Here is a 21,335-nt window from a genome sequence, read left to right on the forward strand (position 1 = left end):
CCGGGTGCGTCGTCTTCGCTCTCGAGTCTCCTCCTCCAGAGCCGGCCGGCGTGGCGTTTTCCGGTATTGCGTGGGTATCACAGCTTCTGGTCGCTGGCCGAACTGGGCGGAGTGTCCGGATTAATGATTTGGCTGACGACGTTGCGTAATCGGTTGACTACAGAGCATGATGGTCCGGCGAGTATCGCACGTCACTTGCGGATGCTGGGGGAAGGCAGCCGTGGGTGACCGGGGGTTTTGCCGGCCGAGTGGCACTGGTCGGTAGCGGGACTGCAAGGGGGGACGTGGACACATGGGCATGATCACAGACTGGCCCACCATGGCTGCGTGTCAGAGTGGAGACCCTGACGCGTTGTTCGTACAAGGTGCCGAGCAGAACGTGGCGAAGCGAATCTGCCGCAGCTGCCCGGTGCGCTACGAATGCCTGGCCGACGCGCTCGACAATCGCATCGAGTTCGGCGTGTGGGGCGGCATGACCGAGCGGGAACGGCGGGCCCTGCTCCGCCGCCACCCGCAGGTGGCCAGTTGGCGCAAGATGTTCGAAGCCGCGCTCCGGGACAAGGAAAAGGTCCTGGTCACGGCCGGCTGATAGCCGAACCGATCACCCGCAGCCCGTCGACGTCATGCACGTCGGCGGGCTGCGCCGCCACCGACACGACCGGAACCGCCGGAAACGCGTCCGTGAACACCGCGGCCACCTCGTGCTCCCGGGCCGTCTGCCGCATCAACGCCGCATGCACCCGCAACGCCTCGGCCGTCACCGAATGACCGCCCAACTCCTCCAACCGCTCCGCCGCCGCCAGACTCTCCGCCGCCGACAACCCCTCGACCGCGCTCTGATGCACCCGGTTGAGGACCAGCCCCGCCAGCGGCATCCGCTCCTCGCCGAGCCGGCCCGCGAAATACGCCGCCTCCCGTACCGCATCCGGCTCCGGCGCCGCGACCAGCAGAAACGCCGTCTCCCGCGCCTGCAGGATCCGGTACGTCTGCTCCGCCCGCTGCCGGAACCCGCCGAACATCGAGTCGAACGCGGCCACGAAACCCGACAGGTCAGTCAGCAACTGCGCGCCGAGGATCTTCTGCACCACCCGCGAGAACATCCCGAACGACGCCGTCACCAGGCTGAACATGCTCCGGCCACCGGTCCGGGCCGGCGCCAGCAACATCCGCAGCATCCGGCCGTCCAGGAACCGCGACAACCGCGCCGGCGCATCGAGGAAATCCAGCGCCGACCGCGACGGCGGCGTGTCCACCACGATCAGGTCCCACTCGCCGCGGGCGTGCAACTGCCCCAGCTTCTCCATCGCCATGTATTCCTGCGTGCCGGCGAAAGTCGAGCTCATGGCCTGGTAGAACGGGTTCGCGAAGATCTCCGCGGCCTTCGCCGGATCGGTGTGCGCCAGCACCACCTCGTCGAAGGTGCGCTTCATGTCCAGCATCATCGCGTGCAACTCGCCGCCACTGGCCTCGGCGTCGATTCCCTTCACCTGACGCGGCGTGTTGTCCAACTCACTCAACCCCAACGACTGCGCCAACCGGCGCGCCGGGTCGATCGTCAACACCACCGTGCGACGGCCGTGCCGCTCCGCCGCCCGCAGAGCCAACGCCGCGGCGGTCGTCGTCTTACCCACCCCACCCGAACCACAACAGACCACGATCCGCACGCCGTCATCGGCGAGGATCCGATCCACGTCCAGCCGTGGCACCTGGTGATCAGAGGGCACCAACCGAGCGTACTTTGCGGTGACTTGGTTGGGCTCCGTTGGTTGGTCCTCGCTCCGCTCGGACGGCTCGCTCCGCTTCGCGCCGCCCCATGCACCGTCTTCGCCCTGCGGGCATGACGGCTTCGCCGCATGTCCTCGGGCTCCAGACGGTGCGGCGGCGCTCGGTCGACTCGCGACGTGAGTCACGGTCGCACCTGTCCACCGATTGCTTCGCCGGGGTGTTGCTGTCCGGTCCTGCGCTGGCCGGGTGGTGACTGGCGGGGTTGGTGCGTGTCCGGGGGTGGTTTGCCGGGTTATTTGCGGGGTGGGGTGGCCAGGGCTTTGGCCAACTGGTCCAGGGCGGGGCGGGTGATGCCCTCGGGAATCAGCGGGAGTTCGATCATTGGGCGGCCCAGTTCGGCCAGCTCGGTACGGAGCGACTCCTCCATCGCGCGGCGGGTGAGGTGGGCCTTGGCCTCGGTGTGCAGGCCGGCGACCGTGGCCCGGTCAGCGGGCAGGCCGATCGCGGTCAGGCCACGGCGCAACTCGGTCTGGGTGACCTTGACACCGGCCAGCAGCGGCTGGCGGGTGCTGTTGACGATCACGTGGCCGATCGGGATGCCGAGCGCCGTCAGTTCGGCGATCGCGTCGACGGTCTCCTGGACCGGCATCTCCTCGAGCAGCGTGACGACGTGGACGGCGGTGATCGGGGAGCGCAGCAGGGCCGCCACGCCCTCGCTCTGCGTCTTGATCGGTCCCACCTTCGCGAGCCGCGCCGTCTCGGTGGTGACGTTCAGGAACCGCCCGATCCGGCCAGTCGGCGGCGCGTCGAGTACGACGGCGTCGTACACCCGCCGACGGTCGGCCGTCCGGGTGGTGGCCTCCTTGACCTTGCCGGTGAGTAGCACGTCACGAAGCCCCGGGGCGATCGTCGTGGCGAAGTCGATCGCCCCGAACTTGCGCAGTGCCCGGCCCGCCGCGCCCAGCTTGTAGAACATGTCGAGGTATTCGAGCAGGGCTTCCTCGGGGTCGACGGCGAGCGCGCGGACCTCCCCCCGCCGCTGGTGCCGGCGATCCGCCGCTCCTCGTACGGCAGGGCGCCGGTGTCGAAGAGTTGGGCTATGCCCTGCCGGCCTTCGACCTCGACCAGCAGGGTTCGCCGTCCTCCGTCGGCAAGGGCGAGAGCGAGTGCGGCGGCCACGCTCGTCTTGCCGGTGCCACCCTTGCCCGTGACCACGTGAAGTCGGGCGGGCCAGTTCCCGTTGGCTGACTGCTCACCTGCTCGCACAGATCCGAGCGTAGCCAGCCGGTGGGTTCACCCCACCTCGCAGACCCACCAGCCCGTCTTCTGCACCACGGTGAACCTGAGTTCCTGGTCTGACGTCTTCTCGTCGTCGGTCAGCATGGTCAGCTTGACCGAGACGATGGCCCGTTCCTCGTTCTGGTCGTCGACCTTCGGGGGCTCCCAGTCGAAGCGCGGGTTCGTGTACGTCGTCGAGTAGTTGCTGATCTCCTCGACCTTCTTGCTGATCGCCTCCTCGTCGCGGGCCTCCGCGCACACCAGCGAGGCCGCCCGGCTGGCGTCGCGGTCGGTGTAGACCGCCTTGAGGAAGTTGTCGACCGCGGCGACCGGCTCGGCCGCTCCGTCGCTGCCCTCCGCGTTGCGTAGCAGGAAGAAGGCGCCGAGACCGCCGCCACCGCAGAGCAGCAGCACGAACACGAGCACGATCGAGGCGATCAGCAGGCCGCGACGCTTCTTCGGCGGCTGCTGTGGGGGGTAGCCGGGCTGGCCGGGGACGGGCGGGTAGCCCGGCTGGGCGTACTCACCGGGATTGCCGTACGGCTGGCCGGAGACCGGGTAACCCGGGGACTGCGCCGCGAACGGCTGACCCGAGATCGGCTGGGTCGGGTACGGCTGCCCCGACATCGGCTGGCCCGACATCGGCTGGCCGGGATAGGGCTGACCGGAGACCGGCTGCCCCGGGTAGGGCTGACCCGAGACCGGCTGTCCCGGCGGCGGGTACTGCGCGGCGGGCTGCCCGTACGGCGGTGGCGGCTGGCCGTAGCCGGGCTGCTCGTAGGCCGGCTGGCCGTACGGCGGTGCCGGCTGGGCCGACACGGGCGGCGCGTACTGGCCGGGCGGTGGCGTCGGCGGGCCCGACGCGGGCGCGGCCGGCGGCGGTGGCGGATAGCCCGACTCGGCGGGCTTGCCCAGTCCGACACCCGGCGCGGCCGCCGGCGGCGCCGGTGGAGCCGGAGCGGGCGGGGGCGGTGCCGCCGGGGCGGCGTCCTGCATGCCCGGCCACAGCGGCGCGGGCGCGTTGGGGTCGGGCGCCGCACCGGGGGAGACCGGCTGATCCGGCTGACCGTTCGACGGCGGCGTGGCGCCACCGTTGGGTGGTTGGGTCATCGTCTCCCCTGCGAAGCGACGGAAGCGAGAAGTCGTGGCGGGACAGCCTACGTGCCATCCGTCCGGTCAGGGTAGCGGTCCGTCGCCCGGCGCGGGTCCGCCGTCCGCCTCCGGTCACGCTGCGTACTGCCGGGGTCGGCCGGTGGCCCCCTGGGGCGCCGGAGCCGGCGGGCCGCGCCGGTGGGGACATCGCGGCGGGTTAGGGTGCCGACATGCAGAAGTGGGAGTACGCCACCGTTCCGCTGCTGGTCCACGCGACCAAGCAGATCCTCGACAACTGGGGTGAGGACGGCTGGGAGCTGGTGTCGGTCGTGCCCGGTCCGAACCCGGAGCAGCTCGTCGCCTACCTGAAGCGGCCGAAGGCATGAGCGCCGGACCGCACGCGAAGCTCGCCGAGCTGGGCCTGACGATCCCCGAGGTCGTGCCCCCGGTGGCGGCGTACGTGCCGGCGGTGCGTTCCGGCCAGCACGTCTACCTCTCCGGCCAGTTGCCGATCGCCGACGGGAAGCTGCTCGCCACCGGCAAGGTGGGTGCCGCCGTCAGCGCCGAGGAGGCCAAGGACCTGGCCCGGCAGTGCGCGCTCAACGCGATCGCCGCGATCGACTCGGTCTCCGGGTTGGACAACGTCGTACGGATCGTGAAGGTGACCGGCTTCGTCGCCTCGGCACCGGGCTTCACCGGGCAGCCGGCCGTGATGAACGGCGCGTCCGAGCTGTTCGGCGCCGTTTTCGGCGAGGCCGGGCGGCACGCCCGTACCGCCGTCGGGGTCGCCGAGCTGCCGCTGGACGCCCCGGTCGAGGTCGAGGTCATCGTCGAGGTGGCCTGACCAAGGTCTCGTAGCAGGATCGTCAGATCCGGGTCGTACGATCGCAGCCATGACCGCGCACGTGACAGCACCGGCGGCGGCGCTGGCCACCCGGCTTCCGAGCTGGGCGACCCTGCTGCGTGCGCCGAACCCGGGGCCGATGACGCTCGACGGCACCAACACCTGGGTGCTGCGCGCCGGAAACGGCGCGCCGGCCGTCGTCGTCGACCCCGGGCCGGACGATCCGGACCACCTCGCCGCCATCGCCGGCCACGCTCCGGTCGGGGCCATCCTGATCACACACGGTCACCCCGACCACGTCGAGGGTGCCGGCCGGCTGTCCGGGCTGCTCGGCGGGGTCGACGTGCTCGCGGTCGACCCGGCGCACCGGATCGGGGCCGGGGCACTGGAGCCGGGCGCCGACCTCAGCCGGTTCGGACTGCGGATCGAGGTCCTGGCCGTGCCGGGGCACACCCGCGACTCGGTCTGCTTCCTGGTCGACGCCGGGGGCGAGCGCGCGGTTTTCACCGGCGACACGATCCTCGGCCGGGGCACGACCATCGTGGCGTGGCCGGACGGCGACCTCGGCGACTACCTCGCCAGCCTGGAGCTGCTCACCGCCTACGACGACCTGCCGGCGTTGCCGGGGCACGGCCCGGCGCTCGCCGACTGCGCGGCCGCCGCCCGGTTCTACCTGGCCCACCGGCGGGCCCGGCTCGACCAGGTGCGGCAGGCCGTCGCCGCCGGTGCGACGACCCCGGCCGAGGTGGTCGCCGCGGTCTACGCCGACGTCGACCGTTCGCTGTGGCCGGCCGCCGAATGGTCGGTCCGGGCTCAGCTGGCATATCTGGATCGAGGAGCTGGGGAATCCGGCCCGGGCTCCGGTGGGTTGGACCCTCCGTGACCTGCCCGGTGTGTGGAACAGTCGCTGTCCCCGGCGCGCGGTTCTGCCACAACTGCGGAGCCGCGCTGCCGGCCGCCGCGACCCTTCCGGCCGCCGAACGACGGGTGGTAACCGTCCTGTTCGGCGACCTGTCCGATTTCACCTCCTGGTCGGAGGACCTCGACCCCGAGCGGGTCGGCGCGGTCACCGACCGGGTGCTGGCCGCCCTGGCCGGCGCGGTCAAGACCTTCGGCGGGCACGTCGACAAGCTCACCGGCGACGGCATCATGGCGGTCTTCGGCGCTCCCGTCGCCCACGAGGACGACGCCGAACGGGCGGTACGCGCGGCGCTGTCGATGCAGCGGGCCGTCCGGCGGGTCCTCGACGACGAGCGGGGCGGCGGCGCACCACTCGGGCTGCGGGTCGGCCTGAACACCGGGGACGTGGTCGCCGGAATCCAGGCCGCCATCGAATACACCGTCATCGGCGACACGGTCAACACCGCCGCCCGGCTCGCCGACGCCGCCGCGATCGGCGCGGTCTACGCCGGCGCCACCACCTCCACCGCCACCCGGCACGTCGCCTCCTGGCGGCACCTGCGTCCGCTGCGGCTCAAGGGCAAACGTGAGCCGGTCGAGGCTTACGAACTGCTGGGCCTGCTCGACGCGCCCGGCACCCGGTCCGGGCTGGGCGACGAGGCGCCGTTCGTCGGCCGCGACGCGGAGATCGGCCGGGTCGCCGGCCGGCTCGCCGAGGTCATCGACCAGGACGAGCCCCGGGTGCTGGTGATGACCGCCGAGGCCGGCATCGGCAAGTCCCGGTTCGCCGCCGAGGTCGAACGCTTCGCGGCCGGCTACGACGTCGGTGCCGGCCGCTTCGCCAGCCACACCGGGGCCCGGGTGCTGTCCGTGCGCTGCGCCGCCTTCGGTGAACGGCGCCGGCTCGGTCCACTCGCCGACCTGGTCCGGGCCACCGTCGGTCTGCCCCGTGACTCGGCCACCGCGGTGACCCGTACGGTCGTCGAGGAGCGGCTGCGCCGGCTCGGGCAGCGGCTGACCCGGCACCGGGGTGAGTCGCCGACGATCGCGACCGACCTGCTGATGGCCCTGATGGGTTACGGCGACATGCCGGCCGAACTCGGCACGCCCGCCCCGGCCAACGACTGGGCCCAGGAGACGCCGACGGTCGACGCCGACGCCCTGCCCTCGGCGGTCGCCGACCTGCTCAGCGCGCTCGCCGCCGAGACGCCGCTGCTGGTGGTCGTCGACGATCTGCACGACGCGACCCCGGAGACCGTCGACGCCCTCGGCGTGACCCTGTCCCGGCTCGTCGGACCGGTGCTGGTGCTGCTGCTCGGCCGCCCCGAACTGGTCCGTACGGCCGGGGCGCTGACCCGGGTCGCCGACGCCGAGGTGCACGCCCTGCCACCGCTGCGCGGCGCCGACGCGGCCCGGCTGCTGACCGCGTATCTCGGCGGTGGCCGGCTGCCGCAGGCCGACGCCGACCGGCTGCTGGCGACCGCCCAGGGCAACCCGTTCTACCTGGCCGAACTGGTCACCCTGCTGCGCGAGCGGGGGGCGTTGACGCCTGCGGCCCGGGCCAACGCGGCCGGCACCTGGCGGCTCGTACCCGGATCGCTGGGCAGCCGGCTGCTCTCCCGCGACCTTGCGGCGGTACTCGCCGCCCGGATCGACGCGCTGCCCGCCGACGCCCGTTCGGTGCTGCGCGACGCGGCCGTGATCGGTGACTCGGTGCCGGCCGGCACGCTGGAGGCGTTGCGCGAGCGCCGGGCCGGGCGGGACGGCCGGCCGACCGCGGTCGTCGCCGTCGAACTGGAACGGGCCGTCGACGAACTGCTCCAGCGGCGGATGCTGCACCGGGTCCGGGAGGGTTACGCGTTCACCACCCCGCTGATGCGGGAGGCGGCGTACGCCGGCATCGGCAAGGCCGACCTCGCCGAGCGGCACGCCGTCCTCGCGCAGTGGGCGGCGCGGCCGGTCAACGAACCACCGGCCGGTCTCGGCGGGGCCGCCACCCCGGGCGGGATTCCGGCACCCGAACGCGACGCGTTCATCGCCGACCACGTCGAGCGCGCGGTCAGCCTGGCCGACGCGGTCGGCCTGCGGCCGGACTCGGTGGCGCGGACGGTGGCGCCGCTGGGTGTCGCCGCACTGGGCCGGGCCGCCCGGCGGGCCGGGGCCGCCGGGGAGCCGGCGACCGCTGTCGCGTACGCCGAACGGGCCGTCGCGCTCGCCGACGACCTGGTGCCGGCGGCCGACCGGCTGATCCACGCCCGGGCCCTGCTCCAGACCGGTCGGGTGACCGACGCGCTGGCGTACGCGGAGAAGATCGGCGCCAACGCGGGCGACGACGCGGCGAGCCGGGCCGGTGCGCTGCTCATCGCCGGCCGGGCGTACGCGACCCTGGGCGAGCATGCCCGGGCGGTGCCGACCTGGCAGGAGGCCCTGCAGGTGGCGACCGACGCCAACCTGCCGACCGAGCGCGCCCAGGCGATGCGCCGGCTCGGCATGGCCGACTTCCTCGCCGGCCGGCTCAGCCGGGCGAGCAGCCGGTTCGCGGCCGCCTACCAGGTCAACGTGGCCGCCGGTGACCGGCTCGGCCAGGCCTGGTCGTTGCAGAACCTGGCCTGGGTGACGACGACCCGCGGCGACTTCGCCGGCACCGACGCGGTGCTCGGTCGGGCCGCCCGCCTCTTCGCCGAACTCGGTGATCCGGCCGGCCGGTCCTGGCTGCGCGGCACGACCGCCTTCGCCCGGCTGCTCGCCGGCCGGCTGGCCGAGGCCCGCCGGCTGGCCCGGCTCTTCCTGCCGTTCGGCGAGCGGGTCGGGGAGGCGTGGGCGGTCGGCACCCTGCGGGCGGTGGAGGCGTTCGCCTCCGCCGAGCTGGGTGAGCTGGCCGACGCCGACCGGGAGGCCCGCCGCGCCTACCGCGACTTCGACGCCGCCTCCGACGACTGGGGCCGGGGGTTCGCCCTCGTCGTACGTGGCGCGGTGGCCCGCAGCCTGGGCGAGCACGAGCACGCCGCCGACCTGCTGACCGATGCGCTGGGCTACGGCCGGCGGACCGCGCATCCGCTGCTGACCGGGATCGCCGGCACGCTGCGCGGGTCCGTCGCCCTCGACCGGGGTGACGTCGAGGCGGCCGAACGTGATGCCCGCCGGGTGCTGACCGTGGTCGAACCGCACAACCCGTTGGCGCCGGCCCAGGTCGGACCGCGGGTGCTGCTCGCCACCGCCCGGCTGACCGCCGGCGACGCGCCGACGGCGGTCGGGCTGCTCGCGCCGCTCGCCGCCACGGCGAAGGAGCCGTCGCTGCTGTTCTCCCGGGCGCAGGCGGTGGCCCGCTACGCGTCGGCGCTGCTGGCCGAGGGGCAGGCGGTGCAGGCACTGGACTGGGCCCGCCGGGCGGTGGCGATGCCGGCCGAGGACGTACGCAGCCGGGTGGTGACCGCACAGGTGCTGGCGGAGGCGCTGTACGCGAACGGGCAGCCGGTCGAGGCGCTGGCCGCGGCCGATGACGCCGTACGGCTGGCCACTTCGACTGAGCAGGTGAGCGAACGTACGGCGGTCGAGGCGCTGCGGGACCGTCTCGGTGGCGGTTCCGATTCCGACGTACGCGGCGATTCCGTCACGCCGGCCGCACCGCTACCCTAGGGCGTGCCTCGCATCAATATCATCCCCCGGTCGGCCTCGGGGTGGACGATCGCCGTGTTCGGTCTGCTCGCCGTGCTGATGGGGGTGACCGGCCTGATCAACCCGGACACGCTGCTGGTCATGCTCGGCTTCGAGGTCCTCGACGAACGGGCGCCCGGCGACTACACCCGCACCTTCATGGCGGCCTCGTCGATGGCCTCGCTCAACATGGGGGTCTATTACCTCGTCGCCGCGGCCACCGAGTGGCGGCCGTTCTTTCTCTTCACCGTCATCTTCCGGATGGTGACCTTCACGGTGTTCACGGTCCTGGTGTTGACCGAGGCCGCGCCGGACCGCTTCTTCGGGGTGGCGCTGTGGGAGGGGCTGGGCGCGGTGGCGACCGGGCTGGCGCTGTGGTTCGAGCGCAAGCGACGCGCTTCGGTACCTTCTAACCCGTGACCGGTACCCCGCCAGGCCAGCTACCACTGCCCGTGGTGCCGGGTCTGTCGGGTCTGTCGGTGTTTGCCCGGGGCGGCTACGCGACGGTCTACCGCGCGACGCAGGAGTCGGTCGGCCGCGAGGTCGCCGTGAAGGTCGAGAACCGGACCCTCGACAGCGACCGGGACCAGCGCCGGTTCCTGCGCGAGGCCCGGGCGGCCGGGCGGATGTCGTCGCACCCGCACGTCGTCGACCTCTTCGACGCCGGGGTCACCGCCGACCGGCACCCCTACCTGATCATGGAACTCTGCGACGGCTCGTACGCCGAGCGGATGCGGTCGTCACCGCTGGGCCCGGCCGAGGCGCGGGACGTCGGAGCCAAGATCGCCGACGCGCTGGCCGACGCCCACGAACTCGGCGTACTGCACCGCGACGTCAAACCGGCCAACATCCTGCACTCGCGTTTCGGTGAACCGGCGCTGGCCGACTTCGGGCTGGCGGTCATCGCCGAATACCGGGACACCTCGCTCACCCTCGAGGTGCTCACCCCGGCGTACGCGCCACCGGAGATGTTCCGGCACAGCGAGCCCACCCCCACCTCCGACGTCTACGCGCTCTGCGCCACCATCTACGCGATCATGCACGGTCGGCCCCCGCGCTGGCAGGACGACCAGAGCCCCAGCCTGATCGCGCTGCTGGAACTGTTCAGCCAACCGCTGCCGGAGCTGCCCGGGGTGCCGGCCGCGCTGCTCGACGTCCTGCGCGCCGGCATGGCCAACGACCCCGACGCCCGGCCCACCGCCGCCCAACTGCGGGATACGCTCCTCGCCCTCCCGCTCGACACCGGGCAGGTCGCCGCCGGCCCGGCCAAGTTCGGGCCGGCCCAGCCCGGACCGTGGGCGGCACCGTCGGGTACGCCCACGGCCAGCGGCCCTTCCGCCGCCGGTCCCGGCCCCGACGCGCCGCTGTCGGCGCCCCCCATCAACGTCACGTTCCAGCCCGGCGGACCGTACGGAGGCGGGTTTCCGCCCGCCGGCCCACACCAGCTCGGTACGCCGTACGACGGGCCGCCGCCGGTCGGTGGGCCGCGGCCGGCCGGCCCCGGCGGCCCGCCCGGCCTGATGTCGCCGGTGCGCCGGAAACTGCCGTGGGTGCTCGGCGCCCTCGGCCTGGTCGTGCTGCTGGTGCTGGTTTCCGCCGGCACCTGGTGGGTGGCGACCCGCCCGGCGGCGATGCCGACCCCGACCCCCTCCGCGTCGAGTGATCCGGCCGGCACCGGGCCGACCAACCTCGGCGGCGTACTGCCCGGCTGCCTGATCCCGCTGCCCGACGGCGGTCGCTGTCCCGGTGAGATGGAGTGCTTCGGCGACACCCGGACGCAGGGCGGCGAGCTGGTGGCGAGCCGGGTGCCGTGCACCGGCCCGCACACCTGGGAGACCTACGCGATCGGCGACCTCCCGGCCGACATCGCCGGGATCGACCACGCCACGGTGGTCGCCGACCCGGCGGTCCGCCGGCTCTGCAACACCACGAACCTGCTCACCACCTCGCTGATGCTCAACCTGGGCGGCTGGCAGCTCGAGGTGCTGCCGCCGACCGGCGAGGCGGTGGCGGCCGGCGACCGCAGCTACCGGTGCCTCGCCGGCCGAGGGTCGAACCAGCTCGAACGGCCCACCCTCGGCGGCTGACCGCCCGGCCGTCGACCGGCGGGCCGCCCGGCCGGGCGCCTAGTACGACTTCGGCTGGGCGAGCACGTGCTGAGCCACGAAGTTGAGGATCATCTCCCGGCTGACCGGTGCGATCCGGGTCGCCCGTACCGCGCCGAGCAGCGTCGCGACGCCGTACTCGGTGGTCATGCCGTTGCCGCCGAGGGCCTGTACGGCGGTGTCGACGGCGAGGGTCGCGGCCTCGGCCGAGGCGTACTTGGCGAGGTTGGCGGCGACGCCCGCCTCCACGTCCCGGCCCGCGTCGTAGAGTCCGGCGGCCTTGGCGATCATGAGGCGGGCCAGTTCGACCTGCACCGCCGCGTGTGCCAGCGGATGCGACACGCCCTGGTGCGCGCCGACCGGCCGGCCCCAGACCTGCCGGGTCGCCGTGTAGGCCGAGGCCCGCTCCAGCGCGTACCGGGCGGTGCCGGCACTCATCGCGGCGACCGTGATCCGCTCCGGGTTGAGGCCGGTGAACAGCGCCGGCAGGCCGGTGTCCTCGTCGCCGACCAGCGCGTCGCCCGGTACCCGGACGTCGTCGAGGTAGAGCAGCCACTGGTTCTCCGGCGACACGATCTCCATCTCCAGCTTCGACCGGGTCAGGCCGGCCGCGTCGGTCGGCACCAGGAACAGCGCCGGCCGCAGCCGGCCGGTCGCCGCGTCGGCGGTACGGGCCACCACCAGCACGTACGACGCCTCGTCGACCCCGGAGATGAAGCACTTGCGGCCGGACAGCAGCCAGTCGTCGCCGTCGCGGCGGGCCACCGTCCCCAGCTTGTGGAAGTTCGATCCCGCCTCCGGCTCCGTGATCGCGAAGGCCACCTTCAGCGAGCCGTCGGCGATCCCGGGCAGGAAACGTTTGCGCTGCCCGTCGGTGCCGTGCCGGGCCACGATCGTGGCCACGATCGCCGGCGACACCACGAGCAGCAGCAGCGGGCAGCCGGCCGCCGCCAGTTCCTCGCAGACGATCGACAGTTCCGTGATGCCGCCGCCACCGCCGCCGTACTCCTCGGGAACGCTGACCCCGAGATAGCCGAGCCGGCCGGCGTCGGCCCACAGTTCGGTGGTCGGTTCGCCGGCCTTCGCCCGGGCCACGTAGTAGCCGTGGCCGTACGAGCGGCCGAGAGCCCGTACGGCGTCGCGCAGCTGTGCCTGTTCGGGGGTGAGGTCGAAGTCCATGAGGGGGCCTCCTGGCTAGTCGGGTGGGGCGATCACCGCCAGCACGGTGCCGGTGTCGACCTGCCGGCCGGGGCTGACCGGCAGCGTGGCGACGACCCCGGCGGACGGGGCGTGTACGGGGTGTTCGAGCTTCATCGCCTCCAGCGTCAGCAGCAGCTCGCCGGCCCGGACCCGCTGGCCGACGTCGACCAGCACCCGGCCGACCGTGCCGGGCAGCGGGGCGACCAGCGAACCGTCGGCCAGGTTCGGGGTCGGCTGCGGGAAGCGGGGCAGCGCGGTCAACGCGACCGAGCCCTCCGGACTGTCCACGTACGACACGTCGCCGACCCGGTTCACGTCGAGGGTGAGCCGGATGCCGGTGACGTCGAGCACCACCCGGTCCGGATCGGCGCGGACCACGGCGACCGGTGGGTGGTCGTCGGTGACCGGTGGCTGGCCGACCCCGGTCAGGTCGTAGTCGTCGGGATCGACCGCCCGGACCCACCAGTTCGCCAGCTCGCCGGACCGGTCCAGCCGGTAGCCGACCTCGACCGGTCCGGCCGGCCCGTCGTAGCGGACGGTCTGCGCGGCCGACGCGACGTTGCGCCAGCCGGACGGCAGCGAGGCGAGCACCGGCGCGGTCGCCCGCCGCCGGGCGGCACCGGCGAGCGCGGCGGCCAGGCACGACATCCGGACCGCGTCGACCGACGACAGCAGCGGGGCGAAGACCTCCGGATGCCGGTCCAGGAATCCGGTGTCGAAACCGCCGGACCGGAACGACGGGTGCCGCAGCACCCGGACCAGCAGGTCACGGTTGGTGACCACACCGTGGATCTCGGCCCGGCTCAGCGTGGTGGCGAGCAGTCGGGCCGCCTCGTGCCGCGACGGCGCCCAGGCCACCAGCTTGGCCAGCATCGAGTCGTAGTGGACCCCGACGATGGAGCCGTCCCGCACCCCGGCGTCGAGCCGCAGGCCGGGCTGGACCAGTGGCCGGAACCGCCCCGACACGTCGGGTACGTGGAACCGGTGCAGGGTGCCGGTCGACGGTTGCCAGGCGAAGGCCGGGTCCTCGGCGCAGATCCGTACCTCGATGGCGTGGCCGCGGATCGGTGGCGGACCGTTCATCGGCAGTGTGGCGCCCTCGGCGACCACCAGTTGCAGCCGGACCAGGTCGAAACCGGATACGCACTCGGTGATCGCGTGCTCGACCTGGAGCCGGGTGTTCATCTCCAGGAAGAAGAACTCGCCGGACGGCGCGAGCAGGAACTCGACGGTGCCGGCGCCGACGTAGCCGACGGCGCGTACGGTCGCCACCGCGGCGGCGCACAGCTCCTCGCGCATCGCCGGGGTCACCACCGGCGACGGGGTCTCCTCGATGATCTTCTGGTGCCGGCGCTGGATCGAGCACTCCCGCTCGCCGAACGGGACGACGTTGCCCTGGGCGTCGGCGAACACCTGCACCTCGACGTGCCGGGCCCGTTCGACGTACCGCTCGACGTAGACGGTGCCGTCGCCGAACGCGCCGGCCGCCTCGCGGCGGGCGGACGCGATCGCCTCGGCCAGCGAGTCGGCGTCGCGGACGATCCGCATGCCGCGTCCGCCGCCACCGGCCGACGCCTTGACCAGCACCGGAAACTCGGCGACCTGCTCGGGGTCGGCGAAGCTGGGCAGCACCGGCACGCCCGCCTCGGCGACCACCGCCTTCGCCTCGATCTTCGAGCCCATCACCGCGATCACCTTCGCGGGCGGGCCGACCCAGGTCAGGCCGGCGTCGGCGACCGCGGCGGCGAAGGCGGCGTTCTCGGCGAGGAAGCCGTAGCCGGGGTGGATCGCGTCGGCCCCGGTCCGCCGGGCCGCGGCGATGATCAGGTCACCCCGCAGGTACGTCGCCGTCGGCGCGTTCCCCGGCAGGTGTACGGCGTAGTCGGCCTCGGCGACGTGCGGCGAGTCGGCGTCGGCGTCGGAGAAGACGGCGACGGTCTCGATGCCGATCAGCTTGCAGGTGGCGAAGACCCGCCGGGCGATCTCGCCCCGGTTGGCCACGAGGAGTCTGCGGATCATCGGGTCCTCACATCCGGAAGACGCCGAAGCCCTCGGCGCCCCTGATCGGTCCATTGTGGATAGCGGACAGGCAGAACCCGAGCACGGTACGGGTGTCCCGGGGATCGATCACCCCGTCGTCGTAGAGCCGGCCGGACAGGAACAGCGCCGCCGACTCCGACTCGATCTGCTGCTCCACCGTCCGCCGCATCGCCAGGTCGGCCTCCTCGTCGAACCGCTGGCCACGCGCCTGCGCCGCCTGCCGGGCGACGATCGACAGCACCCCGGACAGCTGCGCCGGGCCCATCACCGCCGACTTCGCGTTCGGCCAGGTGAACAGGAACCTCGGGTCGTACGCCCGCCCGCACATGCCGTAGTTGCCCGCGCCGTACGACGCACCGAGGTTCACCGTCAGGTGCGGCACCGTCGAGTTCGCCACCGCGTTAATCATCTGGGCGCCGTGCTTGATGATGCCGCGCTGCTCGTACTCGGCCCCGACCATGTAGCCGGTCGTGTTCTGGAGAAACAGCAACGGCGTGTCGGCGGCGTTGGCGAGCTGGATGAACTGCGTCGCCTTCTGCGACTCCTCGGAGAACAGCACCCCGCGCGCGTTGGCCAGCACCCCGACCGGGTAGCCGTGCAGCTCGCCCCAGCCGGTGACCAGCGCGGTCCCGTACGCCGGCTTGAACTCGTCGAACTCCGAGCCGTCGAGCACCCGGGCCAGCACCTCGCGCGGGTCGAACGGCACCCGCAGGTCGGCACTGGCCACCGCGAGCAGGTCCTCCGGGTCGTACTTCGGCGGGGTCACCGGGCTGGTCCGTGGCCCCGGCCCCAGCTTGCGCCAGTTCAACCGGCGTACGCACTGCCGGGCCAGCCGCAGGCCGTCGCGCTCGTCCTCGGCGAGGAAGTCGGCCAGTCCGGACCGGCCGGCGTGCATCGCCGCCCCGCCGAGCGACTCCTCGTCGGTGGTCTCACCGGTCGCCATCCGCACCAGCGGCGGACCGGCCAGGAACACCTTCGCCTGTCCACGCACCATGATCGTGTAGTCGGACATGCCGGGCACGTAGGCGCCGCCGGCGGTCGCGTTGCCGAACACGACCGAGATCGTCGGGATCCGGGCCGCCGAGAGCCGGGTCAGGTCGCGGAAGATCTGGCCACCCGGGATGAAGATCTCCGACTGGCTGGGCAGGTCGGCGCCGCCGGACTCCACCAGATTGACCAGCGGCAGGCGGTTGGCGAGCGCGATCTCCCCGGCCCGCCGGGTCTTGCGCAACGAGAACGGGTTCACCGCGCCGCCGCGTACGGTCGGGTCGTTGGCGATCAGCACACACTCGACGCCCTCGACCACCCCGATGCCGGTGACCACGCTCCCGATCGGATGGTCGGTGCCCCAGCCGGCGACCGGCGACAACTCCAGGAACGGCGAATCCTCGTCGACCAGCAACTCGATCCGCTCGCGGGGGAGCAGCCGGCCACGGGCGTGGTGGCGGGTGGTGTACTTCTCGCCGCCGCCCGCGCGGGCAGTCTCCAGCACGGCGTCCAGTTCGGCGAGCCGTTCCAGCATCGCCCCCCGGTTCTCCAGATAAGCCTGGGTACGCGGATCGATGGCCGTATCGAGGACAGTCACGTCACAACCCCCATGCCCTTCGCGATGCCGCCGCGACGGCGATGTTCTCCGTCAATGTCAACTCCGTAACGAGCGTCTCGCCCGGAGCGACACGGATCGCGGCGTATCGGAGATATGTCGGACCGAGTTCGACCGCCGTCGCTTTCCCGCTCGGTCATGTGTCCACCTCGCTTCGCTCGGTCGGCAGCTCGACGATCCGGGACCGGAGCAGTTCGCCGAGGGCCTTGGCCTGCGGATCGAACCGGGTCGACGCGGAGACCCCCTGGCCGAGCAGGCCACGGAGGACGAAGTTGACCGCCCGTAGGTCGGGCAGTTCGTGGCGCTCGACGTCGAGTCCGGCGATCTCCGGCAGCAACTCCCGCAGCCGGTCGACCGTCAACCAGCCGCGCAACCAGGCGTGGGTGGCCTCGGTTCGCGCCCACACCCCGAGGTTGGCGTCACCGCCCTTGTCGCCGGACCGCGCCCCGACCACCTCTCCGAGCGCCCCCCGCCGCCCGCCCCCGTTGCTGCTGCCGCGCTCGCCCCCGCTGCTGTCACCGCCTTCGCCAAGATCGTGGTGATCAGGGAACTGGGTGGTCGACTCGCCGGCGACACGCGGGTCCTGATCCCTGATCACGGGGATCTTGGGGGGTGGGGGGATGGGGATCCGAGAGCCGTCGGGGAGTACGGCCAGATGAGGGACCCCGTCCTGGGGAACGGTGTCCGATGTGAACACTCCGTACGGGGTCGCGTCGGCGGGCGGAGTCGTCACCGTGCAGCCGGGATAGGAGGCCAGCGCCAGTTCCACCGCGGCGGCCGAGAACGCCCGTCCGGCCCGTTTCGGGTCCGGGTCGCGCAGGTGTACGTGCAGCAGCGCGCTCGCCGTCTCGGTGTCCACCGCGTTCACATGGTCCGTACGCGCCAGCGTGAACTCCAGCCCGTCGCGGCCGAGTGCCGCCTCCAGTTGGCCGCGTACGAGGGCCGCCTTCGCCGGCACGTCCAGCCCGCACAGCACGAACGTCATCGAGTTGCGGAACCCGCCCAGCACGTTGATCCCGACCTTCAGCGTCGGCGGTGGCGGCATGCCGCGTACGCCGCCGACCCGTACCCGGTCCGGCCCCTGCGCGGTGAGGGTGACCGTGTCGAGCCGGGTGACCACGTCGGGGCCGAGGTAGTCGGGGCCGCCGATCTCGTAGAGCAGTTGCGCGGTCACCGTCTCGACCGTCACCGCACCGCCGGTCCCGGGGTGCTTCGTGATCACCGACGAGCCGTCGGCGTGCACCTCGGCGATCGGGAAGCCCGGCCGGTGGCCGCCGTCCGGCAACTCGGTGAAGAAGCTGAAGTTGCCGCCGGTCACCTGGGCCCCGCATTCCAGCAGATGCCCGGCGACCGTCGCGCCGGCGAGCGCGTCGAGGTCGTCACGGGTCCAGCCGAAGTGGGCCACGGCCGGCCCGACGACCAGCGACGCGTCGGTGACCCGCCCGGTCACCACCACGTCCGCGCCGGCGGTGAGGCACTCGGCGATGCCGAAGGCGCCCAGGTAGGCGTTGGCGGTCAGCGCGCCGGGGCGGTCGACAGCGTCGCCGGTGACGTACCCGATCCGGGCCGGCACACCGAGCCGGTCGGCGAGTCCCGCGAGCGCCTCCGCCAGCCCGGCCGGGTTCAGCCCGCCGGCGTTCGTGACGATCCGTACGCCCCGGTCGAGGGCGGTGCCGAGGCAGTCCTCCATCTGGCGCAGAAACGTCTTCGCGTAGCCCAGCGACGGATCTTTACGCCGGTCCCGGCCGAGGATCAGCATGGTCAGTTCGGCGAGGTAGTCGCCGGTCAGCACGTCGAGCTGGCCGGCGTCGAGCATCTCCCGCCAGGCGGCGAAGCGGTCGCCGTAGAAGCCCGACGCGTTGCCGATCCTGATCATGCGACCTCCGGTCAGCTGTTCACGATCCCCTTGAGCTGCTGTTTCCATGCGGCGAGCAGGGTCGCCCGCCGGGCCGAGTCGTCGGTGAGCAGGTTGGCGACGCCGAGGCCGCGTAGCAGGTCGAGGGTGGCCTGCACCGCCTCGCGTACGCCGGGTCGGCGCTCGTCGGCACCGAGCAGTTCGGCGGTCAGCCGGTGCATCTCCCGGCCGACCCGCGCCTCCAGCGGCACCAGCGCCCCGCGCAACTCGGCGTCGGTGCGGGCGGCGACCCAGACCTCCAGGGCGGCGACGAACAGCGGCCCGGTGAACGCGGCGGCAAGCATGTCGACCACCCGGTCGAGCCGGTCCGGCCCGGTGGGCAGGGCCTGCGCCTCGGCCCGGATCTCGGTGGCCCGGCGGTCGGCCAGATGCGCGACGGCGGCCATGACCAGGGCTGCCTTCGTCGGGTAGTGGTGCAGTTGGGCGCCCCGGGACACGCCGGCCCGGGTGGCGACCAGGGTCGTCGTCGTGCCCGACCAGCCCTGCTCGACCAGGCATTCGACGGTCGCCTCCAACAGCCGCGCCCGGGTGACGCGACTGCGCTCCTGCTGCGGAGCCCGCGGTACGGCGCCAGCCATGCCAAGAGCGTCCATCTTCGGAAACAAACAGTCAAGCCTGCTTGTTTAGATCCGAGCTATACTGTCTAGGCGGCTCTACTTATTTTGTCTAGACAACTAGACTAATCCGGTGAAGCGAGTTGATCTCATTCGGGCGATCGCCAGGGCGGCGCGACGGTCTGGCGTCGGCTTCGATCTGGTTCGCGAGGGCGGAAGCCATTCGATCTTTCGGTACGGTTCACAGAACGTGGTCATTCCGCGACATAGTGAGGTCAATGAGTTGACGGCGCGGGCGATTCTCCGTGATCTCGACATCAAATAGCGACGGAATCAGCCAACGGGGCAGGCAGACGAAAGCAGGGACACGATGACCAGGTTCACGGCGGTGTGCACCCGCTCTGGTAATTGGTGGGCCATCAGCATCCCGGAGATCAAAGGGGTACACAGCCAGGCCCGCCGGCTCGATCAAGTGGAGGCGATGGCGCGCGAGGCCATCGCGCTGATGCTGAATGTGGCGCCGGACAGCTTCGAGTTGGAAGTCAGTCCGCAACTGCCGCCGAAGGTCTCGCATGCCCTCGTCGCCCGGCGGGCGGCCCGTGAGGCGGACCTTGTCGCAGAACGGGCGACCGCCGAGGCCGTAAGCGAACTCCTCGCCGACGGCTACACGGTGCGGGACGCCGGCCGGATGCTGGGCATCTCGCCTCAGCGGGTCTCGCAGATCGCGCAGGCGACGGCGGCGGCCTGAGACACGGCGGCGGGGGACGACCGTGGTCGTCCCCCGCCGGCCAAACTCGATCAGACGCGGGCGCGGCGGGCCAGACGCTCCGGGTCGAGGATGATGATGCTCTTGCCGTCGAGACGGAGCCAGCCACGCGAGGCGAAGTCGGCCAGGGCCTTGTTGACCGTCTCACGGGAGGCGCCGACGAGCTGGGCGATCTCCTCCTGGGTCAGGTCGTGGGTCACCCGCAGCACCCCGCCGTCGCGGGTGCCGAACCGGCCGGCCATCTGGAGCAGGTTCTTGGCGACCCGGCCGGGCACGTCGGTGAAGATCAGGTCGGCGAGGTTGTCGTTCGTCCGGCGCAGCCTGCGGGCGAGCACCCGCAGCAACTGCTCGGCGATCTCCGGCCGGTTGTTGAGCCACGGCCGCAGAGCCTGCTTGCGCAGCCGGACCAGCCGGGTGTCGGTGACGGCGGTGGCGGTCGCGGTGCGCGGACCGGGGTCGAAGAGCGACAGTTCGCCGACCATGTCGGACGGACCCATCACGGCGATCAGGTTCTGCCGGCCGTCGGCTGCCCGTCGTCCAACCTTGATCTTGCCGCTGAGCACGATATACAGACTGTCGCCGGGCTCCCCCTCGTTGAACACGATCTCGCCCTTGCGGGCCTCGATCGTCTCCATCTCCTTGGCGAGCGCCTCGGCCGCTTCCGGGTCGACGCCCTGGAAGATCCCGCTGCGGGCCAGTACCTCGTCCATCGCGCACCTCCGCCTGCGCGCACGTCGCGCGCAGTCAGTCTAGGCGGACGCCGCTCGGAAACCGGACGTGCGCCCCTTGAAATCTTGAGTCCGGAGCGTAACCCACCTGACCCCGGACGCCGCTACCATACATCCCCCTCGGCCAGGCACTATGGCTCCGAGGCGGGCCCCGTAGCATCGTCCGATGCCGACCGCGCCCAGTCTCGCCACAAGATCCGAAGATGGCCTGGCCATCCCGTTGCTCGTCTGGCGGCTGTCCCGGCCCCGGCTCGCGATCAGTTCGGCGCCGCTCGGCGGTGGGATCGGCGTACGGGACTGGGTGATCAACGCGACCGTGCCGATTTCGTACCGGCGGGACGACCCGGACGCCCACCTGGCCGGGCTCGCCGACCAGTTCGGCCTGCGCGGGCCCGGCGTCGGGTTGCTCACCGGCGTCGACGTGGCCCGGGTCGTCGACGCCGCCGACGGCGGCGTGCGGGTCTGGGCGACCGTCGGCCTGGGGAGCCCGACCTGGGCCGCGGCGGCAGACGAGGAACCCGGGGTGCGGGTCGGGACCGTCAACATCGTCGCCTGGGTGCCGGCGAGGCTGGGAGACGCGGCACTGGTGAACGCGGTCGCGACGGTCACCGAGGCCAAGACACAGGCACTCTGGGAGATCGGTGTCGAGGCGACCGGCACCGCCACCGACGCGGTGACCGTGCTCTGCCCGGCCGACGGCCCGGCCGAGCCCTACGGCGGGCCGCGGTCCCGGTGGGGTGCGCCGCTGGCGCGGGCAGCCCACCGGGCGGTACGCGCCGGCGGGCCCGACTCGCTGACCGAGGTGCCGTGGTCGGTGCGGCACGAACGCTGAACTACCTCATCCGTACGGCGGTACCTCATCCGTACGGCCGTCGTCGCACACCCCGTCCGGCGGGTAGGGTCTGCGCGTTATGTATAGCGCCCACCAGGA

Annotated in this window: 18 protein-coding genes and 1 pseudogene; 10 read left to right on the forward strand and 9 right to left on the reverse strand. The window is 72.5% G+C overall.

Annotation, left to right across the window (positions count from 1 at the left end; all coding sequences use genetic code 11):
• Positions 1–292: 292 nt before the first annotated feature.
• A complete protein-coding gene (locus tag Prubr_RS14370) occupies positions 293–589 on the forward strand; it encodes a WhiB family transcriptional regulator (protein WP_212825692.1) in 297 nt (98 codons plus the stop codon).
• Here Prubr_RS14370 and bagB read toward each other — a convergent pair.
• From bagB to Prubr_RS36860, 3 genes and pseudogenes are all read right to left on the reverse strand, one after another.
• A complete protein-coding gene (gene bagB / locus Prubr_RS14375; protein WP_212825694.1) occupies positions 576–1,727 on the reverse strand; it encodes an ArsA family ATPase in 1,152 nt (383 codons plus the stop codon). The two genes, Prubr_RS14370 and bagB, sit on opposite strands and share 14 nt — an antisense overlap.
• A 290-nt stretch (positions 1,728–2,017) precedes the next feature.
• Positions 2,018–2,991, reverse strand: a pseudogene (gene bagA / locus Prubr_RS14380) (ATPase BagA).
• 27 nt (positions 2,992–3,018) lie between these two features.
• On the reverse strand, positions 3,019–4,113 hold the full coding sequence (locus Prubr_RS36860) for an Rv0361 family membrane protein (RefSeq protein ID WP_246568684.1): 1,095 nt from the start codon (positions 4,111–4,113) through the stop codon (positions 3,019–3,021).
• A gap of 212 nt (positions 4,114–4,325) precedes the next feature.
• Here Prubr_RS36860 and sp36 point away from each other — a divergent pair, with 212 nt between their 5' ends.
• From sp36 to Prubr_RS14415, 6 genes are read left to right on the forward strand one after another with little or no spacing between them, the layout of a single operon-like run.
• Positions 4,326–4,481, forward strand: coding sequence for a Sp36 family protein (gene sp36 / locus Prubr_RS14390; protein ID WP_013736319.1), 156 nt, complete (start codon positions 4,326–4,328; stop codon positions 4,479–4,481).
• A complete protein-coding gene (locus Prubr_RS14395) occupies positions 4,478–4,939 on the forward strand; it encodes a RidA family protein (protein ID WP_212825696.1) in 462 nt (153 codons plus the stop codon). Before sp36 ends, Prubr_RS14395 begins: the two co-directional genes overlap by 4 nt.
• A gap of 49 nt (positions 4,940–4,988) precedes the next feature.
• Positions 4,989–5,822 (forward strand): MBL fold metallo-hydrolase, encoded by an 834-nt coding sequence (locus Prubr_RS14400; RefSeq protein ID WP_212825699.1) that lies wholly within the window; start codon positions 4,989–4,991, stop codon positions 5,820–5,822.
• Positions 5,819–9,475: an adenylate/guanylate cyclase domain-containing protein gene (locus tag Prubr_RS14405; RefSeq protein ID WP_212825701.1), complete on the forward strand. Its 3,657-nt coding sequence runs from the start codon at positions 5,819–5,821 to the stop codon at positions 9,473–9,475. Before Prubr_RS14400 ends, Prubr_RS14405 begins: the two co-directional genes overlap by 4 nt.
• Before the next feature lie 12 nt (positions 9,476–9,487).
• Entirely contained in the window at positions 9,488–9,913 is a 426-nt protein-coding gene (locus Prubr_RS14410; protein ID WP_246568949.1) for a hypothetical protein, read from the forward strand.
• A complete protein-coding gene (locus tag Prubr_RS14415; protein ID WP_212825703.1) occupies positions 9,910–11,580 on the forward strand; it encodes a serine/threonine-protein kinase in 1,671 nt (556 codons plus the stop codon). Before Prubr_RS14410 ends, Prubr_RS14415 begins: the two co-directional genes overlap by 4 nt.
• A gap of 39 nt (positions 11,581–11,619) precedes the next feature.
• Here the strand turns inward: Prubr_RS14415 and Prubr_RS14420 are convergent, their stop codons facing one another.
• The 5 genes from Prubr_RS14420 to Prubr_RS14440 all read right to left on the reverse strand — a co-directional run bounded on the left by Prubr_RS14420 (position 11,620) and on the right by Prubr_RS14440 (position 18,934).
• Positions 11,620–12,777 carry an acyl-CoA dehydrogenase family protein gene (locus Prubr_RS14420; protein WP_212825705.1) on the reverse strand — a complete coding sequence of 386 codons (1,158 nt, stop codon included), beginning with the start codon at positions 12,775–12,777 and terminating at the stop codon, positions 11,620–11,622.
• A 15-nt stretch (positions 12,778–12,792) separates the two neighbouring features.
• On the reverse strand, positions 12,793–14,817 hold the full coding sequence (locus Prubr_RS14425; RefSeq protein ID WP_212825707.1) for an ATP-binding protein: 2,025 nt from the start codon (positions 14,815–14,817) through the stop codon (positions 12,793–12,795).
• A 7-nt stretch (positions 14,818–14,824) separates the two neighbouring features.
• Positions 14,825–16,423, reverse strand: a complete 1,599-nt coding sequence (locus Prubr_RS14430) for an acyl-CoA carboxylase subunit beta (RefSeq protein WP_212825709.1) — start codon at positions 16,421–16,423, stop codon at positions 14,825–14,827.
• Positions 16,424–16,577: 154 nt separating this feature from the next.
• Entirely contained in the window at positions 16,578–18,317 is a 1,740-nt protein-coding gene (locus tag Prubr_RS14435; protein WP_212825711.1) for an acyclic terpene utilization AtuA family protein, read from the reverse strand.
• An 11-nt stretch (positions 18,318–18,328) separates the two neighbouring features.
• Complete coding sequence (locus Prubr_RS14440) at positions 18,329–18,934, reverse strand: TetR/AcrR family transcriptional regulator (RefSeq protein ID WP_212825713.1); 606 nt, start codon at positions 18,932–18,934, stop codon at positions 18,329–18,331.
• 109 nt (positions 18,935–19,043) lie between these two features.
• Here Prubr_RS14440 and Prubr_RS14445 point away from each other — a divergent pair, with 109 nt between their 5' ends.
• On the forward strand, positions 19,044–19,235 hold the full coding sequence (locus Prubr_RS14445; protein ID WP_212825715.1) for a type II toxin-antitoxin system HicA family toxin: 192 nt from the start codon (positions 19,044–19,046) through the stop codon (positions 19,233–19,235).
• A gap of 45 nt (positions 19,236–19,280) precedes the next feature.
• Positions 19,281–19,658 (forward strand): type II toxin-antitoxin system HicB family antitoxin, encoded by a 378-nt coding sequence (locus tag Prubr_RS14450; RefSeq protein WP_212825717.1) that lies wholly within the window; start codon positions 19,281–19,283, stop codon positions 19,656–19,658.
• A gap of 50 nt (positions 19,659–19,708) precedes the next feature.
• Here Prubr_RS14450 and Prubr_RS14455 read toward each other — a convergent pair whose 3' ends face one another.
• Positions 19,709–20,386: a Crp/Fnr family transcriptional regulator gene (locus Prubr_RS14455; protein ID WP_212825719.1), complete on the reverse strand. Its 678-nt coding sequence runs from the start codon at positions 20,384–20,386 to the stop codon at positions 19,709–19,711.
• Between the two features lie 184 nt (positions 20,387–20,570).
• On the opposite strand from Prubr_RS14455, the gene Prubr_RS14460 reads away from it, so the two are divergent.
• Positions 20,571–21,236 carry an adenosylcobinamide amidohydrolase gene (locus Prubr_RS14460; RefSeq protein WP_212825721.1) on the forward strand — a complete coding sequence of 222 codons (666 nt, stop codon included), beginning with the start codon at positions 20,571–20,573 and terminating at the stop codon, positions 21,234–21,236.
• Positions 21,237–21,335 lie beyond the last annotated feature (99 nt).

This window comes from Polymorphospora rubra (assembly GCF_018324255.1).
Lineage (GTDB): Bacteria > Actinomycetota > Actinomycetes > Mycobacteriales > Micromonosporaceae > Polymorphospora > Polymorphospora rubra.

What these genes read in the sequence shown, in the direction of transcription:
- Prubr_RS14370 (WP_212825692.1), top strand. Translation starts at nt 293, where the DNA reads ATGGGCATGATCACAGACTGGCCCACCATGGCTGCGTGTCAGAGTGGA.
- Prubr_RS14440 (WP_212825713.1), bottom strand. Translation starts at nt 18,934, where the DNA reads ATGGCTGGCGCCGTACCGCGGGCTCCGCAGCAGGAGCGCAGTCGCGTC.
- Prubr_RS14420 (WP_212825705.1), bottom strand. Translation starts at nt 12,777, where the DNA reads ATGGACTTCGACCTCACCCCCGAACAGGCACAGCTGCGCGACGCCGTA.
- Prubr_RS14460 (WP_212825721.1), top strand. Translation starts at nt 20,571, where the DNA reads ATGCCGACCGCGCCCAGTCTCGCCACAAGATCCGAAGATGGCCTGGCC.
- Prubr_RS14400 (WP_212825699.1), top strand. Translation starts at nt 4,989, where the DNA reads ATGACCGCGCACGTGACAGCACCGGCGGCGGCGCTGGCCACCCGGCTT.
- Prubr_RS14455 (WP_212825719.1), bottom strand. Translation starts at nt 20,386, where the DNA reads ATGGACGAGGTACTGGCCCGCAGCGGGATCTTCCAGGGCGTCGACCCG.
- sp36 (WP_013736319.1), top strand. Translation starts at nt 4,326, where the DNA reads ATGCAGAAGTGGGAGTACGCCACCGTTCCGCTGCTGGTCCACGCGACC.
- Prubr_RS36860 (WP_246568684.1), bottom strand. Translation starts at nt 4,113, where the DNA reads ATGACCCAACCACCCAACGGTGGCGCCACGCCGCCGTCGAACGGTCAG.
- Prubr_RS14435 (WP_212825711.1), bottom strand. Translation starts at nt 18,317, where the DNA reads ATGATCAGGATCGGCAACGCGTCGGGCTTCTACGGCGACCGCTTCGCC.
- Prubr_RS14450 (WP_212825717.1), top strand. Translation starts at nt 19,281, where the DNA reads ATGACCAGGTTCACGGCGGTGTGCACCCGCTCTGGTAATTGGTGGGCC.
- Prubr_RS14395 (WP_212825696.1), top strand. Translation starts at nt 4,478, where the DNA reads ATGAGCGCCGGACCGCACGCGAAGCTCGCCGAGCTGGGCCTGACGATC.
- Prubr_RS14425 (WP_212825707.1), bottom strand. Translation starts at nt 14,817, where the DNA reads ATGATCCGCAGACTCCTCGTGGCCAACCGGGGCGAGATCGCCCGGCGG.